Origin of the sequence: Cesiribacter andamanensis AMV16 (assembly GCF_000348925.1) — a bacterium.
Lineage (GTDB): Bacteria > Bacteroidota > Bacteroidia > Cytophagales > Cyclobacteriaceae > Cesiribacter > Cesiribacter andamanensis.
Genome location: NZ_AODQ01000015.1, coordinates 22,936 through 35,289, shown reverse-complemented (window position 1 = coordinate 35,289; position 12,354 = coordinate 22,936). Strand labels below are relative to the sequence as shown.

The window sequence follows — 12,354 nt, the reverse complement described above, 5'->3', positions numbered from 1 at the left end:
GACCTGTAGCGCAAGAGGAGGGGGAGGAGCCTTCCCTGCCGGCTGGCCGGGGAAAAACTGAGCTGCCTTCTCAAAAAGAGTGCCACTTGCTCGTATATACTTGTTTTTATGCCTTTTTGTTTCACAAAAAAGCGCCCGGAGGGATATCCGGGCGCTTTATACTTTTAGTTGCTTTCCAGCAGCTGAAAGAGCTCATCCAGCTTGGGTGTCAGAATAATTTCGGTGCGGCGGTTTTTAGCGCGTCCGTCGGCCGTGGTATTAGCCGTAACAGGCACAAATTCGCCCCGGCCGGCGGCGGTGATCCTATCGGGGCCCACCCCGCTTTTCTGCAGAATATTTACAATGGAGGTGGCGCGTAGTACACTAAGATCCCAGTTATCGGATATGCAGGCGGTGGCTTTATTCATGGGAACATTATCGGTATGGCCTTCTACCAGAATGTTGATGTCGCGGCTGTCCTTCAGCACACCGGCCAGCTGCTGCAGTGCTTTTTGGCCCTTAGGGTCTACCTGCGTACTGCCGGATTTAAAGAGGAGCTGCTCGGCCAGCGAGACATATACTTTGCCGTTGCGCACTTCTACCGTAAGGTCATTCTCCTTGAAGTTCAGCAGGGCATCGCTCACTTTCTGGCGCAGCTGGCTTACTACCCGTTCCTTCTCAGCAATCAACTTCTCCAGCTCGTTTACGCGGCGTTCCCGTTCCTGAAGGTTGGTGGCAAGTTCTTCGTTACGGCGGCGGGTAGCTTCCAGTTCTTCGCGGGCGCTGATCAGGCGTTTCTGCTGCTCGCTCAGGTCGCCCTGTAGCTTGCCGCTGGTGTTTACCAGATTGTTGTAATAGTCTTCCAGTTCTTTATAAGCTTTCTGACGCGCCTGCAGGTCCTGGCTGGTCTGGCCAAGCTCCTGCTGAAGCTTGCTGCGCTCGGCCTCCAGCTCGCTGCGTTGTTGTTCCAGACGCTGTATGCCGCTGTTGGCTACGGCCAGCTTTTCTTCACATTCGGTTTGCAGGGCTTCCAGGCGCACCTTTTCGGCCAGCAGGGTATCGTATTTTTTTTGAGAAACGCAGCCTGTTGCAGCGGCTGCCATAAGCAGGTAAAGAGGAATCGTTTTCTTGAACATATCAGCTTAGTTTGGCAGACAATTTACATAAAAAAGCAACAGGCAGCTGCACGGCTGGGGCATAGCTGCCGGAAATAATGTATCTTCCGCTTCAACCAAATTTTTACGCTACATATGAGCAAGTATACCGAGGGCATGCTACGGCCCGATGCGCTGCAAGGCAAGGTGCTGATTGTAACCGGCGGCGGTACCGGCCTGGGCCGCGCCATGAGCCGCTACTTTTTACAGTTGGGAGCTAAGGTGGTGATCACCAGCCGAAAACTGGAGGTGCTGGAGCAGACCGCCGGCGAGCTGGAAGCCGAAACGGGGGGGAAGGTATTACCCCTGGCCTGCGATGTGCGGGAGTGGGACCAGATAGAGCAGGTCATTGAAAGAACAGCGGCCGAATGGGGGGCCATTGATGGCCTGCTCAACAATGCTGCCGGCAATTTTATCAGCCCCACTGAGCGCCTGTCGCACCGGGCCTTTAATACCGTACTGGATATTGTGCTCAAGGGTACCACCCAGTTTACCCTGGCCCTGGGCAAACACTGGATAGATCGCCAGCAGCCCGGCACCATTTTAAATATAGTGACCACCTATGCCTGGACCGGATCGGGCTATGTAGTGCCCAGTGCCTGTGCCAAAGCCGGTGTACTGGCCCTTACCCGTTCCCTGGCCGTAGAGTGGGCCAAGTACAAGATTCGCAGCAATGCCATTGCACCCGGACCTTTTCCCACCGAAGGCGCCTGGAGCCGGCTGCTGCCCGGCGAGCTGGCCGATAAGTTTGACCCGGCCCGCAGAGTACCCCTCGGCCGGGTAGGCGAGCATCAGGAGCTGGCCAACCTGGCGGCCTATCTGATGAGTGATTTCAGCGCCTACGTCAATGGCGAGGTAGTGACCATCGATGGGGGTGAATGGTTGAAGGGCGCAGGTGAATTTAACAACCTGGAGCGCATTACTCCCCAGATGTGGGATATGTTTGAGATGATGCGTTCCAAAAAGTAGTATGCCTGCATCCGGTTAAGCCCCTATCCGCAGCTGCATACACAACCGATCATTCCCCGAAAGGTGAGCGTTTGCGCATGCTGCTGCGGCCGGCCGGCCTGTGCGGGGGCAGGGGTCAGTTTGCAGCAGCCGACTGCTGCCAGCGGCCAGGCAGGTGGGTTTTTAAGGCAAAGAAGATCGGCGCACACCCATGATTTCTAAAAAGACAAAGTATGCCATCAACGCCCTGGTGTACCTGGCAAGGCGCTGGGAACAGGGGCCGGTGCTCATCAGCGAGATTGCCAGGGCAGAATCCATACCCCAGAAATTTCTGGAAGCTATTCTGCTGGAGCTGAAGCGCGCCCAGATTCTGGCCAGCAAAAAGGGCAAGGGGGGAGGGTATTTTCTCATCAGGGCGCCTCAGGAGGTTAGCATGGCCGAAGTAATGCGCCTGTTTGACGGGCCCATTGCCCTGCTTCCCTGCACGGCCCACCGGTATTATGAGCGCTGCGAAGAATGCCGCAATGAACACCTGTGCGGCATCCGGGATGTGTTTTCCGTAGTGCGAGCGGCCACGGTACGCCTGCTAAAGAACGCTACCCTATCTGAGATCATGCGGCGGGAGGAGGCGCTGCGCAACCAGCCCTTGCCCGGAGAATTTTAAATACAGCTACTACTCTACCAGATTGATAGATTAAGCCTATATTTGTCCCTATTTTCTGCTCATGAGTGCCGATGCGCTGATCACCCTGTTTGTATTGCTTGGCGCTGTGGTGCTTTTTGCCACAGAGGCCCTCTCCATTGATCTGGTGGCTCTGCTGGCGGTGGTGGCCCTTATTTTCTTTGGGGTGATAACACCTGAGCAAGGCATTGAGGGGTTCAGCAATAAGGCTACCCTTACGGTAGCCTTTATGTTTGTGCTGAGTGCGGCCCTGCTTAAAACCGGTGCGCTTCAATTGGTAGCCTTCAGGCTTTCGGCCATTTTTCGCAAAAGCTTCCGCAGTGGCATGGTGCTGATGATGCTGCTGGTGGCCCTGGTATCGGCCTTTGTAAATAATACCCCTGTTGTAGCGGTCTTTATACCGGTGATCATCCAGATTGCCTATGCGGCGGGCCATTCGCCCTCCAAAATGCTGATTCCTCTATCGTTTGCCTCTATTTTGGGGGGAAGCTGTACCCTCATTGGCACCTCTACCAATATTCTGGTCAGCGGCATTGCCGAAAAGGAGGGGCTGGCCCCTATCTCCATGTTTGCCCTGGCGCCCCTGGGACTGGTGCTGCTGGGAGTTGGCGTGCTCTACATGATCCTGTGGGGAATTAAAATGTTGCCCGACCTTAACCGGCAGCGCGATTTGCGAGCCCAGTTTGATGTGGGAAATTACCTGACAGAGATTGAATTGCTACCCGAAGCGGCTTCGGTTGGCAGCAGCATCATGAATTCCGAGCTGGTGGCCGAACTGGAGATGGACATTATTGAGATCCGCCGGCAGGGCAGCACCTTTACCCTGCCTCCGGGCGACTTTGTGCTGGAGGCGCATGATATCCTGAAAGTGCGGTGCAATATTGACAAGATCAAAGCGCTAAAGGACCGGGCCAAGGTACTGGTAACGGCCGCCGTACGTATTGGAGACGATACGCTCAAAGGGAAAAAATCAACACTGGTGGAGCTGGTGATCACTGCCAACTCGGAGCTGGACGGCAAAGCGCTGCGTGGACTTGATTTTCGGCGGCGCTTCCGGGCGGTGCCCCTGGCCATTCGTCACCGGGAGGAGGTATTGCACGAGCATCTGTACGACATGCCTCTAAAGGCGGGCGATGTGATTCTGGCCGAGGTAAAAAGCCACTACGTAGAGGAGCTGAAGCGCCTGCAGCAGGAGCAGCATTTTCCTTTTGTGCTGCTTTCTGAAGAACCCCTGGTTGATTTTGATAAAAAGCGTTTTCTGATTGTAATGGGCGCTATTGTGCTGGTGGTGCTTCTGGCTACTACCAACCTGGTACCCATTATGGAGGGAACCCTGACAGCGGTGGTGCTGCTGGCGCTTTTGGGGGTCATGTCCATGAAAGAAGTCTATGAGGCCATAAACTGGAAGATCGTGTTTTTGCTGGCCGGCTCCCTCAGCCTGGGTACAGCCATGACCAACAGCGGACTGGATTCCTTCATTGCAGATTCACTGGTGGGTGTGTTGGGAAGCTGGGGGCCCCTGGTAGTTGTTTCAGGGCTTTACCTGCTTACCTCACTGCTAACCGAAATCATGTCAAACAACGCAACGGCGGCACTTTTAGCGCCCATTGCCATTGCAACGGCGGCCAGCATGGGCGTTCATCCCATGCCTTTTTTAATGGCCGTAACCTTTGCCGCCTCGGCTTCCTTTATGACCCCTGTGGGCTATCAGACCAATGCCATGGTTTACAGTGCCGGGCAATATCGGTTTAAGGATTTCTTAAAGGTTGGGGCAGTGCTTAACCTCATGTTCTGGCTCATAGCCAGTTTGCTGATCCCCTTCTTTTATCCCCTCTAAGGCGTAGGCGCTCACTCTCCCTGCGGTACGCAACGCCAGGAAAACCTCCCCACGCCTGAGCGGGTGCCCCTTTCCTGTCATACGAAGCCCCTTGATTAGGCCAGGGTAGTGCGGGGAGCAAAAAAAAGCAACCCCAAGGGGGTTGCCTTCTGATAATGTTCTGAGCAGATCAGTTTGCTTCAGTCTTGATGTAGCCTGAGCGGGCAGTTGTTTGCAGTACGGCGCGCATGCGGTCTACCTGTCCCTGAGAGAACATGTACATGCAGGCATCATCGGTATAGTCCATGAAGTTCATGGTCATGTCCGTGGTTTTGCAGTGCACGGTAGGGAAGGCAGGGCAGCCATAATTGGGGCGATCGGAGAGGGGGGTGTCGGCCACAAAATCATCCGCATTGCAGCGGCCATCGCCCCAGATGTGGCGCAGGTTAAGCCAGTGTCCCACTTCGTGGGTAGCGGTACGGCCCTGGTTGAAGGGATACTGGACGCTTCCGGTAGTGCCAAAAAAGTCAGGGTCGATCACAACACCATCCGTTTTGGGATTTCCGCCGGGGAATTGCGCATACCCCAGTATGCTGCTGCCAATTCTGCAAACCCAGATATTGAGGTGTGTTTCGGGATCAACAGCATCCATACCCCCTTTGGAGCTGTATTTCATTTCATCGCGGGTGCCCCAGCTTTCGCGGCTGCTTTGTTTGCGGTAAATTCTGTCATTGGCCAGCTCAAAATGGATGTTGGCCGTGCCCTGCAGGCCACTGAAGGCGCCTGGCAGTTGGGAGAGGTCAGGATTGGTGCCGCCAAAATCAGCATTCAGTACATCAATCTGTGAAAAAATCTGGGCATCAGAGATGTTCTGCAGCTGGGTGTTGTACAGCACATGTACAACCACCGGTATGGTAATCTGTTGATAGGCAGGTGCAGGAGGGGTTTCACCTGTTCCGGGATCGGTGCCGCTGCCTGGCTTTCCGCCACCCTTGGATGGCTTGCTGGTACCCTTTGCGCTGATGGCAGCCTCCAACAGTTCCATTTTACGGACTAGCCCGGGGTTTTCCTGCAGTTGCCGCTCCAGTACATCTGCTGAGGAGCAGGTGCGCAGCAGCCCGTAGGCATGGCCCTGTCCGTTGCCTCCGGCTGCATGAGTAAGATCAAGCGCTGTCCCATCCAGCTGTTGGGGGTGTACCGTATTCAATTCATCAGTGGCACAAGACCAGGTCAGAAAGAGGAGTAGTGCCAGTACTACCTGCGAATACTTTTTCATTAATTGAATAATAAGTTGCAATAATAATGCAGGCCACAAGGTACGGGTATTTTTTATAAGTGTACTATTTTCAGATAAAAAGTTCTTTTTAAAGGTCCATCTTGTGGATGGAACGTTCAACTTAAAATTGACTTATTTTACGATGATTGCCTGTTTTGGCGTGCAGTTGTCTGATAGTCAATACTTATGAAAAATTGCATTCTGGATAATTACCAGTGAGCCCACTCTTGATAAAAAATTAAAAATCTTCTGCCTGACCTTCGCAGATGTAGGGAAGCAGGCCAAAAAGGAGTTGTTGGTAATCGTGTAGATGACAAAAAAAGACCATCTCCGGTATGGAAATGGTCAATCCTGCCATATGCAGCAAGGAAAGGAGTGACGTGCAGCCTAGTTATGGGGCAGGCTTACCTGAAAGGTACTGCCTTTTCCTAAGGTTGATTGAACCTGAATGCTACCCCCGTGCAGCTCGGCAATTTTTTTGCAGATGGAGAGCCCAAGCCCGTGGCCTTTGAACTGGCGGGCTGGTTCTGAGCGGAAAAAAGGAACGAAGATCCTGCCTACTTCCTCCTCAGAGATTCCTATACCATTGTCGCTTACGGCCACTTTTACAAAGCCATTGGCAAAGGCTATGGATACAGCTGCTTTATGGTCATCTGAAAACTTGCAGGCATTGTCCAGCAGGTTCTGAAAGAGCGTAAGCAGCATCCGCTCGTGGCCCAGTACCGTCAGGGCCTCTTCATTCTCGGGTAACTCCGAAAAGGTAAGCTCTATGCTGCGGTTGCTATCAGACCTGAGCGCTTCCCGCTGGGCGCTGAACAAAACCTCATCGATTCGAACAGGATTCATGCGGGTACGCATGGTATCGGCTTCGGCCTGGGCCAGTTCCAGCAGACCATTGGAGAGGCGGGTCAGGTTCTGGGCATCTTCCAGTACGGATTGCAGCAGGAATTTATATTCATCCTCCTTACGCTCTTTAGAGAGGCTTACCTGTATCTGGCTGATAATGGATGCCAGTGGCGTGCGCAGCTCATGGGAGGCATTGTGAACAAAATTTTTCTGCAGTGAAAAAGCAGCTGCAATGCGGTCCAGCATCTTATTGAAGTTGGTGGCCAGCTGGGCAATCTCATCCTGTCCGTTGCCGGTGTTCACCCGGGTATCCAGGTTGTCGCCACTAATTTGGGATACCTCCCGGTTGATGTTGGTAATGGGGCGCAGGGCCTGACCTGAAAACAGGCGGCCCGCCAGGAAGGCGATGACAATACTTACCAGCGAACCCGCCAGGAGAATAAAACGCAGATTCACCAGTTTGCGGCGTCCGTAGATATCAAAGGCCGAGGCGATCACCACATAATGGGTATCTCCTTCGTCATAGGTAAGGCCCAGGGTTTCATTGGTGTTATGGATCCACTCCAGGTTCTTCTCCCTGCGGATCCGGTCCAGCAGTTCGGGGCTTACCGGCAGTGGGTCCAGATCATCGGTTGAAGCATAGATAAGGTCATTGCTCAGGTTAAAGATCATGATGCGCTCATTGTGCAGGGCATTAAGGGCATTGTTATCGATGATCCTGAGCAGGTTCATATCAATCTCCTTTACTTCTATGAGCAGGCGGGCGGTGGTAAGGGCCTTTTTCTCCAGCCGGCTGTAGTACTCCTCCCGGCGGAACTCGGCATAGAAAACGTAAATGAAGACCGAAAACAGAAGAACAATGGCTGTTACGATAATGGTGAACTGCCAGGTTAAGCGGGTGCGGATGGTCATGTTATTCTTCTTTCACCATATACCCCATTCCCTGGCGGGTATGTATGAGCTTGGTGGGAAAATTCTTGTCGATCTTCTTGCGCAAAAAGTTCACATACACATCGATCACATTGGTGCCGGTATCGAAGGTAATGTCCCAGATCTTCTCGGCAATGTCCGAGCGGGAGACCACCCGCCCTTTGTTGCGCACCAGGTACACCAGCAGGGCAAATTCTTTGGCCGTAAGGGTAATCTGCTGTCCGCCCCGCACTACGGTTTTGCTGTTATCGTCAATCTCCAGATCGCCCACCCGCAAAATATTGCCTGATTTGGTGGTCTCTTCCGGTGTGCTGGAGCGTTTCAGGAATACCTGAATTCGGGCCATCAGCTCCCTGAAATCAAAGGGTTTTACCAGGTAATCATCGGCGCCGGTGCCAAAGGCCTGAATCTTGTCATCTACTCCGCCCAGGGCCGTAAGCATAATGATAGGGATGCGCGGATCATGCGCCCGAATGATCTGGCAAAGCTCATACCCATTGATGTGGGGCAGGTTAATGTCCAGGATCACCAGGCTGTAGCCGCCGCTCAGGGCCATTTTTTTGCCTACCAGGCCATCATAGGCCACATCAGCTTTCAGGCCATTTTCCTGCAGGCCCTGCTGGATGGCATTGGCTACTTTTGGCTCGTCTTCAACAATCAGGATTTTTACAGTAGGCATGGGTATATTGCTTGGCGTTTTGGGGTAGAGGCGCCGGAACTCCGCAGAAAACCAGTAATCTATCCTTAAGATTAAGAAATTATTCGCTTTTGTGCACGGCTCCGGGGCTATAAAAAAAGAAGAAGCATCTCATAAAGATGCTGCTTCTGCTAAGAGAAAAGGTGTGATATGTGTATGGATATGCAGGAGAAGAACAATGCAGGGGGCGGCTTACTTTGCCAGGCTAAACTGGCTGCTGCCCAGGTAGTTGTTGCCGCTGTAGACCATGATGTGGTACACACCCTGCTCCAGCTTGTCGGCCGGATCAAAGCTCAGGCTTACCCGGCGGTAGTCGGTGGGGGCAGACCAGCCGCCGTCTATGCTGGCCGTAAGCACATCCTGCTGCAGCACACTGTTTTCCAGTATTACCAGATCACCGGCAACATCCTGCGATTTGGGAGAGCGCACCTTTACATATAGCTCGCCGCTGAGCTCGGAAGGATTGCTCATATCAAAGCTGATCTTCACCAGGTGTGCTCGTTTGGCCCGTACCGTAAGCTTGTCTTTGCGTTTTTTCACCACCTCGGTGCGGAAGTTGTAGGCCATGCTGGTTTTGGCATGGGCCTTTGCATACAGATTGTCATTTTCTCTGCGAAGGGCGGCTATGGTGCGGTTCAGTTCCGCAATTTCGGCCTGTAGCTGGCTGTTGCTGCTGCGCATGCCTTCCAGCTGGCTCACCAGATCCTGGCGAATCTTGCGGATGGCGGCATTTTCTTTCTTCAGCTGGGCAATGCTGGCGTTTTCCTTGCTGAGCTGCGCTATTCTGGCCTCGCGCTCGCTGAGCTGCTGCTGTGCGTTGCGGATGGCCAGGTCCAGCTCGCCGTTTTTAATGGTATAGGTTGAGAGATCGGTGCGCAGGGCATCCAGTTCTTTTTTCAGGGAGCTTCGCTCGGCGGTAAGGCTTTCGGTACGCACTTTTTCAGCCATAAAGTCCTCTTTAAGCAGAGAATTGTCCCTGTAAAGAATGCCGGTGCCGATGAGGGAGGCGAAAAGGGTTACAGTAACCCCTGCTGCCACTGCTTTGATTTTGTTTTCTGCTATCATGTTACTGTGAGTTTATAAGGAAGATTTTTGAATAAGCTTGAAGAGGTCGTCCAGTTTAGGAGACAGGATAATTTCGGTGCGGCGGTTTCGGGCCTTGCCTTCTGCCGTATCGTTGGCCGCCATGGGAAAGTACTCGCCCTTACCCGAGGCCGTAATGCGGGTGGGGGCTATGGTGCTGCTTAGCAGGCGTACAATGGAGGTTGCCCGTGCTACGCTCAGGTCCCAGTTGTCTTTGTAGAGGGCCGTTTTAATGGGTACATTATCGGTATGTCCCTCTACCAGAATGTCTATGTCAGGATGCTTGGCCAGCACATCGCCCAGCTTCTTGAGGGCGTCCTGGCCCTTGCTTTCTACTGCCGCACTGCCGGATTGGAACAGCAGCTTATCCGACATGGAGACATATACCTTACCGTTGCGTTGCTCTACAGATAGCTCATCGGCCTTAAAGCCAAGCAGGGCACCTTTTACCAGATTGTTCAGGGCATTGGTGACCGAATCCTGGCGCTGCATCTTCAGCTGCATGTCGGCCAGTGCTTTCTCCCGCTCCTTCAGCAGGCCTTCTTTGCGGTCCAGTTCCTGCTGCTTTTGGCGTAGGGCCGTATTGAGCTGGTCGGCCTTGGAGGTGCTGGAGCTCATCAGGGCCTGGTAGTCCTGGTTCAGGTTCAGGAACTGCTGGTCCAGCTTGCTGTAGCGGTTTTGCAGCTGCCGGTGCTCAGTGCTAAGCGTTCTGAACTGGCTGCCTCGGCGGGCGGTATCGGCCTGTAACAGGGCTTTGTCGGCCAGCAGGCCATCGCGTTCGGCTACGGTCTGTTTATACCGCTTGGAGGCCAGCGAATCCCTAAGACTGGCACAGGAGGTGCCAAGCAAAAGGCATGCAGCCAGCAGAAGGGGGGTATACAAGCGGAGTGAGGGGGAGAAAAGCATAGGAGCGCTTTGTTTATGATACAAAGATTAAATCCTATTCTTAAAGAGGCGTTAAAGCCGAATTAAATTAGAATTAAATTGGAAAAATAGGGCTTTTAAAAATTATCGCTAAGATATAATACGAATGGCAGAACACTCGTTGATATCGCTTGTATTTGAAAAATGCTATTTTTCGCTAATAAGTTATATACTAATCGTTCGCTAACTGTTTTCAGGCTGCTGGTTTGCTCTCCGCTTTTTCTTAATTTACCCCTTTCAGATCGAATCTACATTTACCCATGCTCACTCCCCATACCCTACTCAAAAGCCTGTTGACCGTAGCCCTTCTGCTGGGCGGCAGCACCCTTCCGCTGCTGGCCCAGCATAGCAAGCTCATTGCCCGGGCCAACCAGATGGCCGATAAAATCAACGCCAAGGTGATCGAGAACCGCCGCCACTTTCATCAGTATCCTGAGCTCAGCAACAGGGAGGTAAATACGGCTGCCCGAATTGCCGAGCAGTTAAAAGCCCTGGGCATAGAGGTGGAGACCGGCGTAGCCAAAACCGGGGTAATCGGTATTCTCAGGGGTGGCAAGCCCGGGCCGGTAGTTGCCCTTCGGGCCGATATAGATGCCCTGCCGGTAACCGAGCGCAGTAGCCTGCCTTTTGCTTCCAAGGAGAAGGGGGAGTACAACGGGCAGGAAGTAGGGGTGATGCATGCCTGCGGGCATGATACCCACATTGCCATGCTGTTGGGCGCCGCCGAGGTACTGGTGAGCATGAAGGCCGAGCTGAAGGGAACGGTAAAGTTCATCTTTCAGCCCGCCGAAGAAGGAGCTCCAGCCGGAGAAGAAGGCGGTGCCTCGCTGATGGTAAAGGAAGGGGTGATCACCAAAGCCCCGGCTCCTGAGGTGATCTTTGGGCTGCACATCAACTCCCAGACCCCGGTAGGCACACTTAAGTACAAGCCAGGCGGTACCATGGCGGCGGCCGACATTATGCGCATAACGGTAAAAGGAAGCCAGACCCATGGCGCCTATCCCTGGAATGGCACCGACCCCATTGTGGTATCGGCCCAGATCATCAACGGCCTGCAGACCATCATCAGCCGGCAGACCGAGCTCACCAAAGAAGCAGCGGTGGTTACCGTAGGGCAGATTCATGGAGGGGTGCGCAATAACATTATTCCCGAAGAAGTACAGATGGAGGGAACGGTACGTACGCTGGACCCCAAGATGCGGGAAGATATCCATGCGCGCATACGCCGCACGGCCACCAAAATAGCCGAGAGTGCCGGCGCCACAGCCGAGGTGGTGTTTGTACCCATGACCCCCATCACCTACAACGATCCTGCCCTGACCAGCCGCATGCTGCCCACCCTGGAGCACATAGCCGGAAAGCAGCAGGTGGTGCTTACAGATGCGGTACTGGGTGCCGAAGACTTTGCCTTCTTTCAGGAAAAGATTCCAGGCCTCTACCTCTTTGTGGGGGGAATGGAAAAGGGCAAGCAGCCATCGGAGGTAGCCCCTCACCATACCCCTGATTTTTACATTGATGATAGTGGCCTGAGCCTGGGGGTTAAAACCCTTACGGGGCTCACCCTGGATTATATGGAAGGGAAAGGAAGGCGCTAAACCAATGCACCCCCACGCAGACATGCATCATCCTGAATCTTAAGATGGTTGATCACTGGGTTGTGCAGCTGAGGTTGCTTGCGAATAGCATGATTTACATGATTTAGAGGGTTTTAAGTTTTCTAAAAACCCGTTCTTCAGACGCTCTACATCTAGGTACGTAGATAGGGAGCAGATAGCACCTATGCTCCCTGAGAGAGAAAGGGAAGTAGGACGTAAAGTAGCAGACACTCTACAGTTCTAAAATTAGCGTACCGTGGATTGCCCGAGGGAAACTCCCTGGGAGGATTTACCAGTTTGGCAGGGCAACTGAATGGGGTATATCAGGGCTTTCGCCACTGTGTAAAAGTGTATATGAAGACAGAGATAAGGTAGAACGGTTCCTTAACCGTATGAAAACTACAGTCAAACTACCCAGATAGGA

The 12,354-nt window shown here is 53.2% G+C and carries 10 protein-coding genes; 4 read left to right on the top strand and 6 right to left on the bottom strand.

The window, feature by feature from the left end; genetic code table 11:
- Positions 1–164: 164 nt before the first annotated feature.
- Positions 165–1,115, bottom strand: a complete 951-nt coding sequence (locus tag ADICEAN_RS04555) for an OmpA/MotB family protein (RefSeq protein WP_009194356.1) — start codon at positions 1,113–1,115, stop codon at positions 165–167.
- Positions 1,116–1,229: 114 nt separating this feature from the next.
- Between ADICEAN_RS04555 and ADICEAN_RS04550 the strand changes: the two genes are divergently transcribed.
- The 3 genes from ADICEAN_RS04550 to ADICEAN_RS04540 all read left to right on the top strand — a co-directional run bounded on the left by ADICEAN_RS04550 (position 1,230) and on the right by ADICEAN_RS04540 (position 4,600).
- Positions 1,230–2,102, top strand: a complete 873-nt coding sequence (locus ADICEAN_RS04550; protein ID WP_009194355.1) for an SDR family oxidoreductase — start codon at positions 1,230–1,232, stop codon at positions 2,100–2,102.
- Between the two features lie 190 nt (positions 2,103–2,292).
- Positions 2,293–2,745 (top strand): RrF2 family transcriptional regulator, encoded by a 453-nt coding sequence (locus ADICEAN_RS04545; RefSeq protein WP_009194354.1) that lies wholly within the window; start codon positions 2,293–2,295, stop codon positions 2,743–2,745.
- A 61-nt stretch (positions 2,746–2,806) separates the two neighbouring features.
- Positions 2,807–4,600: an SLC13 family permease gene (locus ADICEAN_RS04540; protein WP_009194353.1), complete on the top strand. Its 1,794-nt coding sequence runs from the start codon at positions 2,807–2,809 to the stop codon at positions 4,598–4,600.
- A 169-nt stretch (positions 4,601–4,769) separates the two neighbouring features.
- Here the strand turns inward: ADICEAN_RS04540 and ADICEAN_RS04535 are convergent, their stop codons facing one another.
- From ADICEAN_RS04535 to ADICEAN_RS04515, 5 genes are all read right to left on the bottom strand, one after another.
- Entirely contained in the window at positions 4,770–5,855 is a 1,086-nt protein-coding gene (locus ADICEAN_RS04535) for a zinc metalloprotease (protein ID WP_009194352.1), read from the bottom strand.
- A 387-nt stretch (positions 5,856–6,242) separates the two neighbouring features.
- Positions 6,243–7,613: a sensor histidine kinase gene (locus ADICEAN_RS04530; protein WP_009194351.1), complete on the bottom strand. Its 1,371-nt coding sequence runs from the start codon at positions 7,611–7,613 to the stop codon at positions 6,243–6,245.
- 1 nt (position 7,614) lies between these two features.
- Complete coding sequence (locus tag ADICEAN_RS04525) at positions 7,615–8,310, bottom strand: response regulator transcription factor (protein WP_009194350.1); 696 nt, start codon at positions 8,308–8,310, stop codon at positions 7,615–7,617.
- 210 nt (positions 8,311–8,520) lie between these two features.
- On the bottom strand, positions 8,521–9,393 hold the full coding sequence (locus ADICEAN_RS04520; protein WP_009194349.1) for a hypothetical protein: 873 nt from the start codon (positions 9,391–9,393) through the stop codon (positions 8,521–8,523).
- Positions 9,394–9,405: 12 nt separating this feature from the next.
- A complete protein-coding gene (locus ADICEAN_RS04515) occupies positions 9,406–10,293 on the bottom strand; it encodes an OmpA family protein (protein ID WP_201766015.1) in 888 nt (295 codons plus the stop codon).
- A gap of 302 nt (positions 10,294–10,595) precedes the next feature.
- Here ADICEAN_RS04515 and ADICEAN_RS04510 point away from each other — a divergent pair, with 302 nt between their 5' ends.
- Positions 10,596–11,930: an amidohydrolase gene (locus tag ADICEAN_RS04510; protein ID WP_009194347.1), complete on the top strand. Its 1,335-nt coding sequence runs from the start codon at positions 10,596–10,598 to the stop codon at positions 11,928–11,930.
- Positions 11,931–12,354: the final 424 nt, after the last annotated feature.

Bases quoted from the DNA above. Each gene is read 5' to 3' on its own strand.
- ADICEAN_RS04555 (WP_009194356.1), bottom strand. From the start codon at position 1,115: ATGTTCAAGAAAACGATTCCTCTTTACCTGCTTATGGCAGCCGCTGCA.
- ADICEAN_RS04550 (WP_009194355.1), top strand. From the start codon at position 1,230: ATGAGCAAGTATACCGAGGGCATGCTACGGCCCGATGCGCTGCAAGGC.
- ADICEAN_RS04545 (WP_009194354.1), top strand. From the start codon at position 2,293: ATGATTTCTAAAAAGACAAAGTATGCCATCAACGCCCTGGTGTACCTG.
- ADICEAN_RS04540 (WP_009194353.1), top strand. From the start codon at position 2,807: ATGAGTGCCGATGCGCTGATCACCCTGTTTGTATTGCTTGGCGCTGTG.
- ADICEAN_RS04535 (WP_009194352.1), bottom strand. From the start codon at position 5,855: ATGAAAAAGTATTCGCAGGTAGTACTGGCACTACTCCTCTTTCTGACC.
- ADICEAN_RS04530 (WP_009194351.1), bottom strand. From the start codon at position 7,613: ATGACCATCCGCACCCGCTTAACCTGGCAGTTCACCATTATCGTAACA.
- ADICEAN_RS04525 (WP_009194350.1), bottom strand. From the start codon at position 8,310: ATGCCTACTGTAAAAATCCTGATTGTTGAAGACGAGCCAAAAGTAGCC.
- ADICEAN_RS04520 (WP_009194349.1), bottom strand. From the start codon at position 9,393: ATGATAGCAGAAAACAAAATCAAAGCAGTGGCAGCAGGGGTTACTGTA.
- ADICEAN_RS04510 (WP_009194347.1), top strand. From the start codon at position 10,596: ATGCTCACTCCCCATACCCTACTCAAAAGCCTGTTGACCGTAGCCCTT.